General features: G+C 66.4%; 18 protein-coding genes. 13 read left to right on the forward strand and 5 right to left on the reverse strand.

Translation table 11 applies throughout. The annotated features are described in order from the left end of the window. Positions 1-159: 159 nt before the first annotated feature. From GY937_03470 to GY937_03490, 5 genes are all read left to right on the forward strand, one after another. Positions 160-1,248 (forward strand): AAA family ATPase, encoded by a 1,089-nt coding sequence (locus GY937_03470; GenBank protein MCP5055768.1) that lies wholly within the window; start codon positions 160-162, stop codon positions 1,246-1,248. 4 nt (positions 1,249-1,252) lie between these two features. After that, positions 1,253-2,020 carry a hypothetical protein gene (locus GY937_03475; protein MCP5055769.1) on the forward strand — a complete coding sequence of 256 codons (768 nt, stop codon included), beginning with the start codon at positions 1,253-1,255 and terminating at the stop codon, positions 2,018-2,020. Then, positions 2,017-2,577, forward strand: a complete 561-nt coding sequence (locus GY937_03480; GenBank protein MCP5055770.1) for a hypothetical protein — start codon at positions 2,017-2,019, stop codon at positions 2,575-2,577. Before GY937_03475 ends, GY937_03480 begins: the two co-directional genes overlap by 4 nt. Positions 2,578-2,732: 155 nt before the next feature. Beyond that, positions 2,733-3,329 (forward strand): RNA polymerase sigma factor, encoded by a 597-nt coding sequence (locus GY937_03485; protein MCP5055771.1) that lies wholly within the window; start codon positions 2,733-2,735, stop codon positions 3,327-3,329. 40 nt (positions 3,330-3,369) lie between these two features. Further along, positions 3,370-4,128, forward strand: a complete 759-nt coding sequence (locus GY937_03490; GenBank protein ID MCP5055772.1) for a hypothetical protein — start codon at positions 3,370-3,372, stop codon at positions 4,126-4,128. A 99-nt stretch (positions 4,129-4,227) separates the two neighbouring features. Here GY937_03490 and GY937_03495 read toward each other — a convergent pair whose 3' ends face one another. Further along, positions 4,228-5,034: a hypothetical protein gene (locus tag GY937_03495; protein MCP5055773.1), complete on the reverse strand. Its 807-nt coding sequence runs from the start codon at positions 5,032-5,034 to the stop codon at positions 4,228-4,230. A gap of 110 nt (positions 5,035-5,144) precedes the next feature. Between GY937_03495 and GY937_03500 the strand changes: the two genes are divergently transcribed. Next, on the forward strand, positions 5,145-6,203 hold the full coding sequence (locus GY937_03500) for a thioredoxin domain-containing protein (protein MCP5055774.1): 1,059 nt from the start codon (positions 5,145-5,147) through the stop codon (positions 6,201-6,203). Between the two features lie 207 nt (positions 6,204-6,410). Here the strand turns inward: GY937_03500 and GY937_03505 are convergent, their stop codons facing one another. Next, positions 6,411-7,109, reverse strand: a complete 699-nt coding sequence (locus tag GY937_03505) for a hypothetical protein (protein ID MCP5055775.1) — start codon at positions 7,107-7,109, stop codon at positions 6,411-6,413. A gap of 323 nt (positions 7,110-7,432) precedes the next feature. Further along, on the reverse strand, positions 7,433-8,767 hold the full coding sequence (locus GY937_03510; GenBank protein MCP5055776.1) for a phosphomannomutase/phosphoglucomutase: 1,335 nt from the start codon (positions 8,765-8,767) through the stop codon (positions 7,433-7,435). Positions 8,768-8,868: 101 nt separating this feature from the next. Between GY937_03510 and tatA the strand changes: the two genes are divergently transcribed. Next, entirely contained in the window at positions 8,869-9,063 is a 195-nt protein-coding gene (tatA, locus tag GY937_03515; protein MCP5055777.1) for a twin-arginine translocase TatA/TatE family subunit, read from the forward strand. On the opposite strand, the gene GY937_03520 is transcribed toward tatA, so the two are convergent. Next, on the reverse strand, positions 9,017-10,279 hold the full coding sequence (locus tag GY937_03520) for a hypothetical protein (protein ID MCP5055778.1): 1,263 nt from the start codon (positions 10,277-10,279) through the stop codon (positions 9,017-9,019). The genes tatA and GY937_03520 overlap by 47 nt on opposite strands. A gap of 323 nt (positions 10,280-10,602) precedes the next feature. On the opposite strand from GY937_03520, the gene GY937_03525 reads away from it, so the two are divergent. From GY937_03525 to GY937_03545, 5 genes are all read left to right on the forward strand, one after another. Further along, on the forward strand, positions 10,603-11,589 hold the full coding sequence (locus tag GY937_03525) for an ArsA family ATPase (protein MCP5055779.1): 987 nt from the start codon (positions 10,603-10,605) through the stop codon (positions 11,587-11,589). Further along, the gene (locus GY937_03530) at positions 11,586-12,758 is read left to right on the forward strand and encodes an ArsA family ATPase (GenBank protein MCP5055780.1); all 1,173 of its coding nucleotides are present in this window, start codon (positions 11,586-11,588) and stop codon (positions 12,756-12,758) included. Before GY937_03525 ends, GY937_03530 begins: the two co-directional genes overlap by 4 nt. Before the next feature lie 11 nt (positions 12,759-12,769). After that, on the forward strand, positions 12,770-13,246 hold the full coding sequence (locus GY937_03535) for a hypothetical protein (protein MCP5055781.1): 477 nt from the start codon (positions 12,770-12,772) through the stop codon (positions 13,244-13,246). 99 nt (positions 13,247-13,345) lie between these two features. Beyond that, entirely contained in the window at positions 13,346-13,885 is a 540-nt protein-coding gene (locus GY937_03540; protein ID MCP5055782.1) for a hypothetical protein, read from the forward strand. A gap of 44 nt (positions 13,886-13,929) precedes the next feature. Beyond that, on the forward strand, positions 13,930-15,030 hold the full coding sequence (locus GY937_03545; GenBank protein MCP5055783.1) for a histone deacetylase: 1,101 nt from the start codon (positions 13,930-13,932) through the stop codon (positions 15,028-15,030). Here the strand turns inward: GY937_03545 and GY937_03550 are convergent. Further along, positions 15,027-15,671, reverse strand: coding sequence for a helix-turn-helix transcriptional regulator (locus GY937_03550; GenBank protein MCP5055784.1), 645 nt, complete (start codon positions 15,669-15,671; stop codon positions 15,027-15,029). The two genes, GY937_03545 and GY937_03550, sit on opposite strands and share 4 nt — an antisense overlap. A 200-nt stretch (positions 15,672-15,871) precedes the next feature. Between GY937_03550 and GY937_03555 the strand changes: the two genes are divergently transcribed. Continuing rightward, positions 15,872-17,074 carry an acyl-CoA dehydrogenase gene (locus GY937_03555; protein MCP5055785.1) on the forward strand — a complete coding sequence of 401 codons (1,203 nt, stop codon included), beginning with the start codon at positions 15,872-15,874 and terminating at the stop codon, positions 17,072-17,074. Positions 17,075-17,188 lie beyond the last annotated feature (114 nt).

A 17,188-nucleotide genomic window follows, 5' to 3' on the forward strand; every position in this document is an offset into this window, starting at 1 on the left:
CCGCTCAACTCGCAGAAAACTCTCGAACACATCGTTTCTCCACAGGTTTCATGTTGACCGCCTACACAACTGCGTTTATCTTCGGGGGGAAGGAACTCCCCGTTCCGTTCACATCCCCGGTTGCTCCTCCACCACATCCGCTCCAGGAGGCGACCGACCATGCGCATCCTCGCGATCGTCAACCAGAAGGGGGGCTGCGGGAAGACCACGACCGTGGTGAACCTCGCGGGCGCCCTCGCTGCGGAGTCGCGGGTGCTGGTCGTGGACATGGATCCCCAGGCCCATGCCACCCTGGCCCTGGGCTTCGACCCTGAGGCGTTGGAGGAGAACCTCTACGAGGTGCTCGTCGAGCCCGTGGGATCTTCCGGGGCCGGGCGTCTGGCGGAGGTGATCATCCCCTGGAGCGACAACCTGCACCTGGCGCCCTCGGGCATCGTTCTCTCGGCCCTCGAACAGAAGCTCTCCGGCGATCGCGCCGAGCGTCGTACGGAGCGTCTCGAAGCGGCCCTGGCCACGGTTCAGGACGACTACGATTTCGCCCTGATCGATTGTCCGCCCAACGTCGGCGTGCTCACCTTCAATGCCCTTCGGGCGGCGCGGGAGGTCGTCGTGCCTCTCGAACCCAGTGATTTCGCCATCCACGGCGTCCAGAAACTCCTGGAGACGATCGCCCTGCTCTCGGATCGCATCGGTCATGAGGTCTCGGTGCGAATCCTCCCCACCCTCTTCGACGGGCGCACACGTTATGCCCGGGACACCCTCGCCGAGATCCGCTCCCTCTTCGAGGATCTCTGCTTTGACACGGTCATCCGTTCCAACGTCAAGCTGCGTGAAGCCGCGCGCCGCGGTCGACCCATCGGGAGCTTCGCCCGAACCGCCAATGGCACCCTCGACTACGCTGCCCTCGCTCTGGAGATCTCCCTCGCTGGACCGACGACACCGCTCGGCGACGCATTGACAGAAGACCGATCCGGCCCAGAGAGAGAGGTGGTCGTGCGCTACTGCGATCCTGGGGCAACCGACGTCCGCATCGCGGGCGACTTCAATGGCTGGGTGCCGGACAAGGACGTGCGTTCCCTGGTGCGTGCCGAGGGGCCCGAACGAGTGTGGACGAAGATCCTCAACCTGCCGCCGGGCACCTACCACTACCGCTACGTGGTCGACGGCGAATGGCGGGAAGACCCGGACAACCCCAATGCCGTGCCGGGCCCCGTCGGCGGGCGCAACTCCGTCCTGGTCGTCGCCTAGCCCCGTGGCTCGCGAACTGGGAGACGTTCTCCACTACTTCCTCGATGATGCGCCGGACACCGTCCCCGACGATGTGCCCGACGCCGCGCACGAACGGGCCAAGGCCCAGGCCTGCCCGATCGTGGCCGCGCCGATGCATCCGCGCGATGCCATCCGATCGGCGCTGCTCTGGAATGTTGCGGTCGAGCTGCGCGGATTGGGCCGCGCGCCGACGCTGCTCGCGCCAGCGCTTCAGCGGGATCACTCCGCTTGGCTCGATCTGGCCAGCGAGAAGCTGGAGCCTTCCTGGGTTTCCCTTCCGAAGGGCGACATCGACCCGTTGCTCGATGCTGCGTCGGGAGCGGCAAACTCGCTTCCCCAGGAGCGTGGCCCGGTCGTGCTGGTTCACGTCCCCTCCGACACCAGCTGGAATGACGGGCACGCGGAGCTATTCGAGCGTTGTTGGTTCGTCGCGGGTGCGTCCGATGCCGATCGCCAGGAGTTCCTGGAGCTCTCCGAACGGGTCTTGACCGCAGCGCCTAGATCGCGAATCGGTGTCACGGTCCGCGGTGCCGAAACCCTCCTGGCAGCGCGACGCGTCTTCGACGCCCTGGCCGAACTCTTCGAGGCCCGCTTCGAGCGCAACCTGACGAGCTACGGCCTCCTCGTGGACGAATTGGAACTGGCGCGAGAGCTGGCGAAACGCCAATCCGTTTTCGACGGCATCCCCGCAAGCCGCGCGAAACGAGCCCTGCGCGATGTCGCCGAACTGCTGCGCGACGATCTGCATTGAGTACACCCCCCCTGAATGGCGCTGGATTTCCCGACGTGAACGCACCGGCCTGGGACCCGCCCTTCGAAGCGGGCGATCTACGCGCAGCCCTCCTCGAACTGCACGAACCCCTCGAGGTGATCGCGCGCGACGTCCTCGGTTGCGGAGGCCGCGTGGGTTGGGTGGTGCGGGATCCTGCCGGCCGGGTCGGCCTGGTTCATCGTGCTCAGGCGGGACAGGATCTCCTGGCCTGGGCCGATCTGGTCGCGCAGCTGGCCTGGCTTGCTCCGCGGCTCGCCGACTGGCACCAGTTGGCACCGGAACGCCGCCTGGATCCGTCACTCTCTCCGCGGGCTTTGTTGATTGCAGATGCCTTCGATGAACGCACGAGGCTGGCGGCCGGCAGTTCGTCGTGCCGGGTCGAACTCTGGCGTCTGGTGGCCGCCCCTGGGGGCGTGTCGTTGATCCCGGAGGGGCTCCGCGCCGCCGCGCCCACCCCGCCGATCGAGGCTTTCCGGCCCGACCATCCCCCCCCGCAGTCGCGTTTTCGGAGCCGCCTGGGCGACGAGGACCTCTAGGCGCCGCTGGAGCCCTGCCATTCCCCGCGGGGCCGAGCCCCGCATTTTTTTTCGCTCCCGGGTGACATTTCTTGACACCCGACGCGCGCAGGGGGTCACTTCCCATGACGGGGGAGGCTGTTCAGGGACAGCCCTGGCAACTGGGAAGGAAGATCATGGCAGCTGCACATGTTGAGCCGGTCACTGAGCCGAAGTTGACGAAGAGCGCGATCAACCAGCCAACCGACGAGCAACTCGTCGCGCGTGTCGTCGAAGGCGACCGGGCTCCGTTCGAGCTCTTATACGCCCGCTATTTCACCCGGGTGTATCGCTTCGTGGATCGCAGGGTGAGCAACCGGGCAGATACCGAGGAGATCGTCCAGGAGGTGTTCTTCAACCTCTTCTCTTCGCTGCACTCATTCCGTGGCGAGGCGCCGTTCGCCGCGTGGGTGTTCGGCCTGACGCGCCGAACGATTGCCTCGCGTTTCAAGCGCAAGCGACATGAGATGGTTTCGCTTCCCGAGGACGAGCATTTTCTCGGGGTCGCAGGCCAGAGCGGATCGAGCCCCCACGCGGACTACGAATGCGCAGAGCGCCTCGATCAGCTCTCCGCGACCGCCCGACAAGATCTGTCGGACGAGCAGTGGCAGCTCTTCCGCATGCACCATCTCGAGGATCGTTCGATCCAGGAGATCGCTGGCATCGTGGCGAAGACCGAAGACGCGGTGAAATCGCATCTGTATCGGGCACGGCGGACGCTACTGGCGAGGTAGGCGGCGCCTCACCCACAGAAGGCTCGGCTAGACTGCTCCCATGAGTGAAGCGGAAGAGCCCCTGTGTTCCTGGACCGAGCCCTGCGAGGGCGGGCTCCGCTTCGAGGTGACCCACCAGGGCGATTGGGTGCCCGGTCGACTCTTCCTGCCGAGCGGCTCGGGTCCGTTCCCGCTCGTCCTCGTCCAACATGGCGCGGGGAGCAGCAAGGACGACCCGGTCATGGATACGGTGACGGCGCCGTGGGTGCGCGGGGGTGCGGCCGTGGCGCGCATCGATTTCCCGCTTCACGGCGAGCGGAACGACCCGAAGCTCAGCGCCCGCGTGCTGGGCGCCCTGGCCGGGGAAGGAGAACGAACCGCGCTCGAAGAAGACCTCTGGGGGGACCTCACGCGCCAGGCGACAGGCGACCTCCGCCGCAGCCTCGACGCACTTCTGCCCCTTCCCGAGATCGACGCCAATCGCGTGGCCTACGCCGGTTTCAGCCTTGGCGCCATCCTCGGCACACCCTTCTGTGCGAACGACAAGCGAATCGGCGCCGCAGCTCTGGCCCTCGCGGGCGGAGGGCTCGCCCCGACGCCGCACGACCCTCTCCAATCCATCGGTGACATCGCCCCGAGGCCCGTTCTCTTCGTCAATGCACTCCGCGACGAACGCATCCCAAAGGATCAGGCGGAAGCGCTCCACGCGGCGGCGGGCGCCCCCAAGCAGGTCGAGTGGTTCGATTGCAGCCACAGCGAACTCCCCGGCGCTGCGCTGAAACGAATGTGGGTCTTCCTGCGCGCGGCCCTGGAGCTGTAGCGCCGTAGCGGGGACGTTCTTTCCGCTGTTTCCGTTATTCGGTTTCCCGCGAAGCGGGAAACCGAATAACGGAAACAGCGGAAAGAACGTCCCCGCTCGCTAGGGGTGGCGCACGACCAGCAGGGTTCCAGCGACGACGAGGATCGGCATCGCCAGGAAGTTCAAGCCGGGAACCGCGCATAGCCCAAACGCCACCGCACCGAACCCGAACATTGCGCCGCGGTGGCGGCCGAGCCAGGCGCGCCGCGCGGCGAAGGATTGGCCGCGGCGATCGAGCGCGTAGCTCGCATAGTCCAAAGGAAGGAAGAGCAGCGTGGCCACGAGAAGTGCCGGCGGCACCAGCAGCTGCGCACCGGGGATGATCATCCCGAGCCCAACGATGACGCCCAGGAGCATCAGATAGAAGGCCGTTCGCTTCGCTTCCTCGACGACCGAACGCAGGGCGGCCCGCACCTCCCCCCAGAACGAGTCGGCTTTCAGCTCGTCCACCTCGCCGGTCACGATGGCTTCGGCTCGCCTCGACAGCACCTCGTGAAAGGGCGCTGCCACCAGGTTGGCGAGCACGAAGGCCATCACCACGGCCAGCACGAAGCCCAGCACCAGCGCCAGCTTCGGCAACAGCCAGAACAGTGCGAGGCCGGGTCCCACCCACAACCACTCCCACCAGGCGGTGACGGAGAGCACAGGAAGTGCCTCGGCGATCCACCGATGCAGTTCGTCGGCCCAGGCGACGAATGCGCTACCGGCGGAGATCGCCACGACGGCCGCCAGCAGGACCGGCAGCAAGGCCGGTGCCCAGAGCGAGCGGTTGCGGCGCAGAAGCGAGGCCGCCTCCAACACCAGACCGCTGCCCCCGGCGCCTGCCTGGAGGGCCCCGATAACGCCGTAGGAAGGCTCCTGGCTCAAGATTTCCCACCCCACCGGAACGGTCCGCTCACGGGATCGTATTCCATTTGCTACGCATCCCTGGTCCGGGCTCCAGAACCCCGCCCGCTTCGCCCCTTTGAGAGGTCTCCATGCGTCCCCATTTCTTGCTCTCGATTCTCGTCATCTTCCTGGTCGCCGGCTGCGCCCGCATGGGCACGCCAGCCGTCTCCGGAGAATCGGGAGACTCCACCGCGGCTGCCCGGATCGACGGCGCCGAGATCACCGTCGCCGAAGTCGACGCCTGGATCAAGGACGAACTCTTCCGCCAGGCCAGCGAGGATGGTGATGGTGGCAAGCTCCACGAGCTGCGCAGCCAGGCGGTCGACAACATGATCAACGAGCGTCTGATCGAGGCCGAGGCCAAGCTGCGCGGGATCGAATCCCAGCAGCTGATGGAAGACGAAGCCAGCAAGCGGACGGGCGTCACGGAAGCCGAGGTGCTGGCCTTCTGGGAGCGCAACAAGGCATCTATGGGCGAGGTCGATTTCGAGACCGCGGCAAGCACGATTCGTCAGCATCTGGAGCGCCGCAAGGCACCGCAGGCCGCCCAGCAGTTCATCGCAGAGCTGCGCAAGGGCGCGAACGTCGAGGTCCTGATCGAGGTGCCGCGCATCGAGATTGCGGCCACCGGCGCATCCCTCGGCCCCGACGACGCACCCGTTACGATCGTCGAGTTCAGCGACTACCAGTGCCCCTTCTGCCGGCGCGCTGAGCCGATCATCGAACAGGTGCTCGAGCGCTACCCGGACAAGGTGCGCTTCGTCTTCCAACACTTCCCGCTCGACAGCATCCATCCTCGGGCTCGCGCCGCCTCCGAAGCCGCGTTGTGCGCGGGCGAACAGGACAAATTCTGGCCCTACCACGCCTTGCTGTTCGGAGAAGGCGCGGATCTCGAGGTGGCTGGCCTCGAAGCAGCGGCCGAGAAAGCAGAACTCGACCTCGCGAGCTTCCGCACCTGCGTCGAAGAACGACGCCACCGCGCCGTCGTGGACGCGGATGTCAGCGCTGGCCGAGCCGCGGGTGTAACCGGAACTCCGGCCTTCTTCGTGAACGGCATCGGCCTGAAGGGCGCTCAGCCCGTCGAAGAATTCGCCAAGATCATCGATGCGGAACTAGCCCGCGCGGGTGAAGCGACGCCCGAGGGTTAGCGGCGCCCGACCCACCGGAATTCACCGCCGACGCGCCTGCGGAGCTGACCGGTTTGCCGGCTTGGGGTTCGCGGGCTGTTGAGGGGGAACGGTCGGGGGTGCGGGGGCTCCTTCGATCCTGCGGGGCGTTTTCGCGTGGCCAACGTATGGGCGCGGCGCCTTGGCCCACATCGCCAGAGCGAAGGCCGGCTCGCGTGCGTGGCTCGGCTAGGCGGCGCTCGGGATCTCGGCCGGATCGAGGCATGGGCCAGCCCTGCGCCAACCCTCGGTCAGGAGCCATGTATGTGGCGTGGCGACCGCCACCACGTTGCCCTCAGGTCGCTCCCTTGCTTGAGCGACGAGCCCCCTGGCAGAGCGCCGCCAGCCCTCGAACCAACGCCCAGACGAGGCCGGATCGATTCGAGTACTCCTAGGCTTCGTCTTCATGTGCCTACGAGCATTCAGCAGCACGTAGCGCATCGCATTCCGCACCTGGGTCGGCGTCCGCAACACCACATGATGGAAGCGGTCCAGCAAGACACGCCCCGTCCGCCCGAATACCCGGTTCACGGCCCGTGCCAGACGAGCTCCCAGCGCATTCATTCCTCTACCAAGCGCCCCCGCATCCCTGGCTTCGACGATCAGGTGCAGATGGTTCGACTGGATCGAGTAGTGAACGAGCCGGAAGTCCGTGCGCTCGAGCACACAGGCAAACGACCGTTCCACCTCCCGCACCAGCCTCCCATCACGAAGCGACGGAACATCGGGCCGGACCTTCAAGGTCACGTGGCAGGGGTGTCGGGAAGCCAGCGGCGCTCGCTGAAGATGGGCCACTCGCGGGTTCGGGCCGCGCTTGCGGCCGGCGCCCTCACGCCTTCCACCCCAGCCATGAAGAGGAAGATCGAGCTGAGGAGTCCGACGCAGCATGGTGTTGATAATGGCATTGTTTGAATACGATGTCAAGAGAAACCAACGAATGCCGCTACCGGCCCCGGTCCGGCCGAGAACCCGCACACAACCCGCCCGACCCACGACGCCAAGCCGACCGCGGCCCCACCCATGCGGGCCAAGGCGCCGCGCCGACCCGTCGACCCAGCGAAAACCCATCGCAGGATGAAAGGCCGCCCCTCACACCCAACCCATCCCCCTCACCAGCCCCGCGAACCCCAAGCCGGCGAACCAACCGGTTCCGCAGGCGGCACGCAGCCGCCACGTCGACCCACGCGAATACGCGAACGGAACGGCCTGGTCTAGACCATGACCTCCAGGAGCCGATCCCGTTCGGTCTCCATCCGCTCCTGGCTGCGTGCCTCCACATTCAGGCGAAGGAGCGGCTCGGTATTGGACGAGCGCAGGTTGAACCACCAATCGTCGTAGCGGACCAGCAAGCCATCGAGCCGCGATACCTCCGGGGCAGCGGCATGCTGGCTCTCGACCTCGGCGATAATGGCCGCCGGATCAGCGACGCGTCGGTTGATTTCGCCGCTCGGGAAATAACGCCGCAGGGGCGCCACGAGTTCGGAAAGTGGCTTGCCTTCCCGGCCGAGCACATCGATCAGGACAACGAACGCGGCGATGCCATCGTCGGCAACCAGCGTCGGCGAGAAGCGGAAATAGAAGTGCCCGGAGAGTTCGCCCGCAAAGACGGCGCCCTCCTCGCGCATGGCGGCCTTGATGAAGGAATGCCCAACGCGGCAGATCCCAGCCTCACCCCCGGCGGCTTCGATCTCCTCGGACGTGACCCAACTCGAGCGCAGGTCGTAGAGCACGCGCCCGCCTGGATGCCGCAGCAACTGGGAGCGCGCCATGAGCGCAGTGATGAGATCCGACGACACCGGCTCACCCGTATCGTCGACGAAGATGGCGCGGTCCGCATCGCCATCGAAGGCGACACCGAAATCCGCGCCCGTCTTCTTCACCGATGCGATGACATCGGCCAGGTTTTCCACCTGGAGGGGATCCGCCGGATGATTCGGGAACGTGCAATCCGGCTCGAAGTAGAGAAGTTCCGTCTGGAGCGACAACTTCTCGAGAACCGCTCCTAGCGCCACGCCAGCCATTCCGTTGCCGCAATCGATGGCGACATGCAGGGACGGCCGCTTCTCCCCGACTGCAAGCACATGGTCGACGTAGGCAGCCAGCACGTCCCGTTGCGTCAGCTCCCCTAGCCGATCGGACGGAGCTGCGTCCTTGCGCTCGCGGGAGAGGCGCTCGATATCGACGAGCCCGCTGGCCTCGCCCACCGGGATCGCGTGTTCGCGACAGATCTTGAAGCCGTTGTATTGGGCCGGGTTGTGGGAGGCGGTGAGCATGATACCGCCCCCTGCACCGAGCGAATCCACCGCGAAATAGAGCATCGGCGTTGCGACCAGGCCGATATCGATCACCGCGACGCCTTCGTCCCGGACGCCGCGAATCAGCGCTTCTACCAGCTCCGGCGAGCTGTCCCTGGAATCGCGGCCGATCACCAGCGAATCGGTCTGGAGGAAATGCGCCGTGCCGCGGCCAATCGCGTAGGCATCACCAGCGTCGAGGTCGTCGGGGAAAACGCCCCGGATGTCATAGGCTTTGAAGATCTTCGACATGGCGTGATTCTACTCACTCTCCTGCCGGGCACCCCCCGTGCAGACGGGAAGGCCGACATGGCGCCTTGACCGCGGGTGGAGCGAAAGGCACCTTCGGGGGCATGTTTGGTCTAGGGTTCCCCGAGCTCCTCGTCATCCTCGTGATCGTCGTCGTCCTGTTCGGTGCACGGCGGCTGCCAGAGATCGGCAGCGGTCTCGGCAAGGCGATCAAGGGCTTCCGCAGCGGGGTCTCGGGCGATGAGATCGACGTCACTCCTGAGAAGGAGAAGGTGACGGAGGGCGAGGACGCCCCGTAGCAGCAGGATCGACCGAAGGGTCGATCCGAGGAGGATCGGTCCCAGCGGGCTCGAAGGGCACCGTAGCTTCGGTTCGCGCCGCCGGCATCACGGCCACACCCCGGGCGCCGGGCGGGATCCGCGCGAAGATGGCGTCGAAGGCCCCCCCGTGAAGCAGGTCATCACTGCCGGCGCCCTGCTCTTCTCGAAGACGGCCGGGATCGAGTTCCCGAAGCACTCGTTCAGCCAGAGCCGGCCCGGCCCAGGCGACGGCGCCTTCGAGCGGCTGTCCGTTCGCATCGAGTAGCTGGACTCGCAGCCCCGCAGGCCCGCTGCGACGGGGCTCGACCACGCCGCTGACGATCAGGATCGGGCCCGCGTGCAGGTTCTCGAGGTTGCGGGCGACCAGGGCCCGGACCTCGACACCGCTGAACTCCGATTGCAGGAACGGCGTTGTGGCCGCCGGCCGGGCAGCTGTTCGGAGGGTCTGGCCCAGCCCGGCCAGGATCAGCCCGATGCAGAGCATCCAACTAAACCCGCTGGCGGCGCGCTCCAGTCCGGCCCTGACCCGCGGCGACAACACGGGACGCCGAGGAGTGGTGGGGCCCTGCTCCTCGATCGCGGGGACAGGCTCTTGTACCTTCGTTTCAGGCGGTGGGGCCGGAACCGAATCCTCGAGGAAATCCCATTCGGCCGGATCTCCCAGCTCCCCGAGCTCGCTTTCCTCGGCGTCTTGAAGCCCGTGCGTCTCTTGTGGAGCTACGTCCAGAGCAGGAACCGGAGCTGCGTCGGTCGACCCGCCGACCTCCCGCGCCAACGCTTCCAGAGGGTCTTCGCTATCGAGATCTGCGGATTCCCCGAAGAGCGATGCGCTCTCGTCACTGGATGCTGCGGTTGTCGCCGCCGGGCCCGCGTCCGGCGAATCGGGATGCTCGTCGTTGAACGTCCACTCGTCCGGCGGCACTTCGCCGACGGCCTCCATCGCCTCGCTGAGCCCGGGGTTCGTCACATCGAGATCGCCGGGAGCCTCACCCTCCAGCTCGGGTTCCGGGGCCGGAATGGCCTCCTCGACAGCATCGGCCACGACGCCCTGGAGCGTGGTCTCGGCCTCCACCTCCGGCGGGCGTACGAAGAAGGCGTTGTTGCATTTCGAGCAGCGCACACGAGCGCCCCGAGTCGGAATGCGCCGCTCATCGAGCTGAAAGCGGGTACCACATTGGCCGCATGCCAGGATCATCGGAGGTGGGGCTCCCGCTCGCGCACCGCCGCGGCTCGCCGAAGCCCTGCCGACGACAGCGGGGAAGGCTTGTCGGTACCGCCCGCCAATTCCGTCCCCTCGATCCCGCGCCCCATGGGCTCGGGTGCTAGTCTGCGCCGCTCATCGGCGCGGGTCCGTTCGCTCCAACCCAACGCGGGCCGCCTCCTCGCCAACCTTCCGGAAAACCACGTCTCCGCGGGTCGTTTCGGCTTGGCCAGAGGGGCGCTTGAGCCGTCCCGACAGGCCCCTGAGGGGATTAGACCCCGAGCCGGCTTCCGCTGCTCCATTCGACCGAGGACCCTTTGGCTCAATCGCTTTCGTCCGCCAGCCCGCTGAGACCCCTGATCAGCCGCCGCCTGATCGTCGTCACGGGTAAGGGTGGGACGGGAAAGACCACGGTATCCGCGGCTTTGGCTCTAGGCGCGGCCGCACGAGGCCTCCGGGTCTGCCTGGTGGAGACCGGGCGGGATGAGGAGATTCCGCGCTTGCTCGGTGAGGCTGAGCCTCCGGTGGGCCACGCCGGAAGGCAGCTTCGTTGCGGCCCCAGTGTGATGAAGATGGAGCCCTATGCGGCCTTGGCCGAGTACCTCCGTCTTCAGCTCCGCATACCGGGGCTGGTCACGCGCCTCCTCGATCAGCCGGCCTTCCATGCTCTGCTCGACGCAGCACCCGGTTGGCGAGAGCTCATCACCCTCGGCAAGGTGTGGCACCTGCTCCAGCCGCCCGCCGGTTCCGAAGAACACATCGACCTTCTCATCGTAGATGCTCCAGCCACGGGCCACGGCCTCACGTTCCTGGATGTTCCGAGTGTCGTGGTCTCGGCCGTCCGGGCAGGGCCGCTCCAGCGACACGCGGGCTGGGTCGAGGACATGGTCCGGGATCCCGAACACACGCTCCTGCTACCCGTCACCCTTCCCGAAGAGCTTCCCGTCCGCGAAACCCTGGAGTTGGTGTCGCGCGCCCGAGACGAGGTAGGGATCGCCATCGATCGTGTCGTGATCAACGCCACCGAGGCCGAGCCGGTTCCGCCGGAACTCCTGGACCTGCCGGAACGCCTGGCCTCCCTCCCCTCATCGCCCAACGGTCTGCCCTCTCCGGCCACCCTCGCCCACTGCGTCGGGCATCGGATCGAGCGAGCCTCGCTTCATCACGAAGCGATCGACGAACTGCGCAAAGGCACGGACCTGCCCTTCGTCCGGCTCCCCAACCTGGATGTGGACGGTGGTGGCCAGAGCGTGCTCGAGACGCTCGCCGCCGCACTCGTCGAACCCGCCGAGCCCCTGCCGTGATCGCGACCCCCGCCAGCCTGCTCGAGGAGCATCCGATCGTCACCTGCGTGGGTTCCGGCGGCGTGGGCAAGACCACCTTGTCTGCCGCCCTGGCGCTGGGTGCCGCGCGCCGCGGCGCCAACGCCCTCGTACTGACCATCGACCCGGCCAAACGCCTGGCGGACGCGATGGGGCTCGCGGGGCTCGGACCCGAGCCCGAGCCCGTCCCCCGGCAAACGTTAGGCGAGCTGGGCGTCACCGAGGGTTCGCTCTCGGCGATGATGCTCGATACGAAACGCACCTTCGACGATCTCGTGCGGCGCTTCGCCCGAGATACCGCGACCCGCGATCGGATCTTCGAGAACCCCATCTACCAGCATGTGTCGGACGCCCTGGCTGGCAGCAGTGAGTACTCCGCCATGGAGAAGGTCGACGAGCTCGTGGCGTCCGGTGCTTTCGACGTCATCGTCCTCGACACGCCGCCTTCCCAGCATGCCCTGGAGTTCCTGGAAGCGCCGGAACGCCTCGTCGGCCTGGTGGATAGCCGCGTTGCGCGTCACCTCGTCCACCCTGCCATGAGCGCCGGGCGCTTCGGTCTGCGCTTGTTGCAGCGAGGGACCGAACCCCTGTTCCGGGTGATCGAGCGAATCTCCGGGATGGGTTTCATCGAAGATCTGGCCGAATTCCTGCTGCTCTTCGAAGAACTCTCCGAGGGCTTCCGCGCCCGCGCGGACCACGTTCGGGAGCTGTTGTTCGGCGGCACCACGGCCTTCCTTCTGGCGGCCGGCCCGGGGCGCGGACAGGTAGAGCAGGCCATCGCGCTGGCCGAGCGTCTCGACGAACTCGGTGCGCAGACGAGCGGCGTAATCCTCAATCGTCTACGCCTCAGCCCGGAGCCGCTCGCCCGCGGCCTGGAATGGAGCGATGCCTGGAACGAAGTGGGGCCGGCGCTGGTCGGACAAGGGCTCGACCCTCGACTCGAGCGAGCGGCCACGGAGACGGCGCGACGCTGCGTCGCAGGCTACGCTGAATTCGTCCGACGGGATGCGGTGCGAACCGAGCCCCTCGTTCATTGGGCAGAGACCGGTGACGCCTTCGTGCGTCGTGTGCCGGAGCTGCCCCGCGATGTTCATGATCTCGACACGCTATGCCGCATCGAATCGGCGCTCTTCGATCCGATGCCTACCTGACGAAGGCCCCGATGAACGACGATGCCACCCGCATTCCGCCCCATGAGCCGCCGGCCAGCGTCGAGGAAGCCCTCGCGCAGGCCCGCTTCCATGCCCAGAGCGCCGCTGCTGAAAGCGCCGCCGCTCTGGCAGCCCTGCTCGACGCCGCAACGCTGGCCGCCACCGGCCGGATTGCCCAGGAAACCCCGGCCGCCGGCCTGGGCCAGGGCCTGGAGGCGTTACGCCGTTTCGTCGAGCCCGAAGCCGTTCGAGACGGGGCCTCTCTGCTCCGGACCGTGGCCGATGCCCTCGATGCGGAGATCCGCCGCTGGGAAGAGCGAAGCCACACCGAGCCCGACGCCCGCAGCGTATTGCGAGCATTTCTCGGCGTTCGGGAGCTGCTCTGGGAGCTTGGCGTGCGCCCGTCCGAGGAAGAGCCCACCGAATTCCACGAAGAAGCCCCGAAGGAGCCGGTCCCCCGGGTCCAGAAAATCGCCGTCGAAGGCTGATCCGGCCGTGGATGAAAGTCCGGAGGGGTCTGCTAACGTCCGGCCCCCTCACACCCCCGGGGCAATGTGACCGAACCCCGCCGAGATGCTGAGCAGCCCATGGCCGTCCTGATCAAGCGGTACGCCAATCGCAAGCTCTACAATACCGAGACGAGCCGCTACATCACGTTGAAGGGCATCGCCGAACTCCTGGAGAACAACCAGGAAGTGAAGGTGATCGACAACGAGACCCGCGAAGACATCACCTCGGTGACGCTCTCCCAGATCCTGGTGGATACGGAACGCGGCGGGCGCGCGATGCCGGGCAACCTCCTCCAGGAGCTGCTCCAAAAGGGCGGCGATGCTCTCTACGATGCGCTTCGCCGCAGCGCCGACGACGCCCGCGAGAACGTCGAGGAACTCCAGCGAGGCATGCGGCGGATGCTCGGCCAGCAGGGCGAGGGCGAAACCGACGCCAACGGCGAACGTCGGGATTGGATCGCCTTCTCGCCGCCGGATCTCGAGGCGATCGTGCAACGCACGCTCGAGCGGGTCGTCCGCATCCTCGATCTACCCACCCGTGCCGATTTCGATGCGATGAACGCCCGCCTCGACAAGCTCGTCGAAGCCCTCGAGAAGCGGGATTCGGATGAAACCTAGCCGGGGACGTTGCTCGCGAACCTGCGTTGTTCGCACCCGACGACATGCCCAGGGCCGGTAGCCAAGCGAACGACGCGACGTCGCAAGCATCGTCCCCTCCCTCGCGCCGAGTCGGGATCGTCGAGGATCCCCGCTACCAGGACCATTGCGGGCCGGAAGGCCACCCGGAGCGACCCGAGCGTCTCACCGCAGTCTCCGAAGCCATCAACTCGTTCCGCGAGCAGCTCTTGCCGATCCCCGCACGACCTGCAGAGCCCGCGGAGATCCTCGCGATCCACGAAGAGAACCTCCTCCGAGAGGTGGAGACCGCCGCGAGCCAGGCCCCGGCGCGGCTCGATGCCGACACCTATGTCTCGGCCGCGAGCTTCGAAACCGCTCGCCTGGCCGCGGGCGGCTGCGTCGATCTGGTCAACGGCGTCGTTCGCGGTGACTTCACCAGCGGCCTGGCCGCAGTGCGCCCCCCCGGCCATCACGCCGAAGGCGACCGGGCGATGGGTTTCTGCCTGTTCAACAACGTCGCCATCGCCGCAAGCGCGGCCCGGGACAAAGGCATCGAGCGGATCCTGATCTTCGATTGGGACGTGCACCACGGCAACGGCACCCAACACAGCTTCGAAACCGACCCGAACGTCTTCTACGTCTCGACCCACCAGTTCCCCTTCTACCCGGGGACCGGGAGCTTTGGCGAAGTCGGCATCGGCCGGGGCGAAGGCGCCACGTTCAACATCCCGCTTCCGGCGGGTAGCGGAGACACCGAGTACGTGGGCGCCGTGCAACGTCTGGTGCTGCCCGCGGCACGAGCCTTCCAGCCAGAGCTGATCCTGATCTCGGCCGGCTTCGACGCCCATCGCGATGACCCGCTGGCGGAGATGAATGTTTCGGCCGAGGGCTATCTGGCGATGGCCGGCGCCGTGCGTGCGGCCGCCGATGACCTCTGCGGCGGTCGCCTCGCCTTCATCCTCGAAGGGGGCTACGCGCTCAGCGGGCTCCGGGAAGGCGTCGAAGCCACACTGGCCGCCGCGCTGGCTCCAACTCCGCCCGTGGCCGAGGCCGTGGAAGCCCCGGAGGGAACGATCCTTCGTCGGGTGATCGATCAGGTCGTGGCCGCTCACGGCTCAGCGATCCCGGATCTCGGCGCGGCCTAGCGCCTTCTTTCCCGCAGCAGCTCGCTTGTCTCCTCCGACGACGGGCTGAGCAAGATCGCGGTGATCAAATCTGTCAGGTGACTCGCGAAGAGTCGATCGTCGCGGCGACGCGATGACTCTGCGCGACGTGCCAGTTCGAAGTACATGATTCGCAATGCGGTGAAGCGGCGGTGCAGACGATCGACCGATGGTCCCGGCATCAGAGGGGCGACCTGCTTTCGCCATCGGTTGACGCTGCTGCGACCATCCTCCAGCGACTTGCGATCGAACTTCGGGTCCGGACGATTCATCAGCTCGGCGATCAAGCGGAGATAGTCGCGCCCTCCATCCCGATCCAGGAGCTTCGCCGCGGCGGGCACGACGAGCGCCTGTACCCACTCCCTGGCGCTCACCCCGGAACGCGCTTCGAGTTCGTCGAGCATCTCGTGGCGCTGGGCTTCCTCACGCGGCGCGTGTTTCGCGAGAATCGCGAGGACCAGGCCGCGCCGGTCTCCAAAGTGGTACTGGAGTGCTGTGGCATTGCGCTGCCCTGCCTCCCGCGTGATCTCCCGCAAGGAGACGGCCTCGATGCCGCGCTCGGCGAAGAGGCGTTCTCCGGCGCGAATCAGTTGTGCACGGGTCTCTTCGGAGTCGCGCGGCACTCCGCTCTCCAATCTTCGCCTCTTGATCGCTCGCTGGCGGGGCGAGATGTCACGCGTCGACTCGAGCTGGATCGCTCAGCCCGAGGATGACGCGATTCGCATGAAAGGTTATCATGCACGTGCATTAAAACGCACCTCCCCCGCTACCGGATCCCGAGCACGAACCTTCGGCCCGGCGTGCGACACCGTCAGGAGACCTCATGGCCATCGATTTCAGCTTTCCCGAGGACGTTCAGATTGCCGTCGACCATGTCCGGAAATTCCTGGATGACGTCGTTCGCCCCTCCGAGAAGAAGATCGCCGCGTACCAGGACTCGCGAGAAGTCCTTGTCAAGGAAGTCATCCACATGCGTCAGGCCGCCCAGGAGTGGGGCCTATGGCTGCCTCACATGCCGGAGGAGTTCGGAGGCATGGGGCTTGGGCATGTGGCCATGGCCAGCGTTTCGGCCGAAGCGGGGAAGACGCGCTTCGGCCCCTTCGCACTCAACGCCCAGGCTCCGGATGAGGGCAACATGCACACGCTCTTGCATTTTGCCACGCCCGAGCAGACCGAGAAATACTTGAAACCTCTATGCAAGGGCGTCGCCCGCTCCTGCTTTGCGATGACCGAACCCGATGTCGCCGGATCCGATCCAACCTTGATTCAGACCAAGGCCGTCGAGAAGGACGACCACTGGCTGATCAACGGTCACAAGTGGTTCATTTCGGGCGCTACCGGAGCTCAGTTCGCCATTCTGATCGCGCGTACGGAAGAGGATCCCGAGGTCCCGCAGGCGTGCAACAGCGCCTTTCTGGTGGATATCCCGTCCGAGGGCTGGGACATCCTGCGCGATGTGGAGACTATGAGTGGTGGCCACAACCACTGCGAGATCAAGATCACGAACTTGAAGGTGCCCAAGGAGAACATGCTCGGCGGTCAGGGCCAGGGGCATCGGCTGGGGCAGGCCCGCCTGGGCCCCGCACGACTGGCGCACTGCATGCGCTGGATCGGCCAGGCCGAAATCGCGCTGAACATGATGATCGAGCGATCGCTGAACCGATTCGCCCACGGATCCCTGTTGGCCGAGAAGCAGGGTATTCAGTGGATGATTGCCGACTCGACCATGGAGCTATACCAGTCGAAACTGATGGTCCTCCACGCGGCCTACAAGATCGACAACGGTCACGACTTCAAGAGTGAGGTCTCCATGGCCAAGCACTTCGTCGCCAACTCGCTTGGCCGCATCGTCGACCGTGCCATTCAGGTTCACGGTGCCCTGGGGTACAGCAAGGACACACCCCTGGCCGACATGGCGACCAATGCCCGCTGGGCTCGCTTTGCCGACGGTGCCGACGAGGTCCACCAATGGCGCATCGCGGAGCGCGCCATCGAGGCGTATGTAGACGCTCACTCAGAAGCGTAGAAATCTGATCATTTGGCCGGGGGGCGACGCAGCCCGCCGTTCCGGATTCCGATTCAGATCTTCCGGGTCGAAAGGTCCTTGACCCAGGGCGAACGCCCTCCCGGCTCGACCGGA

Source organism: bacterium, from assembly GCA_024228115.1.
Classification (GTDB): domain Bacteria; phylum Myxococcota_A; class UBA9160; order UBA9160; family UBA6930.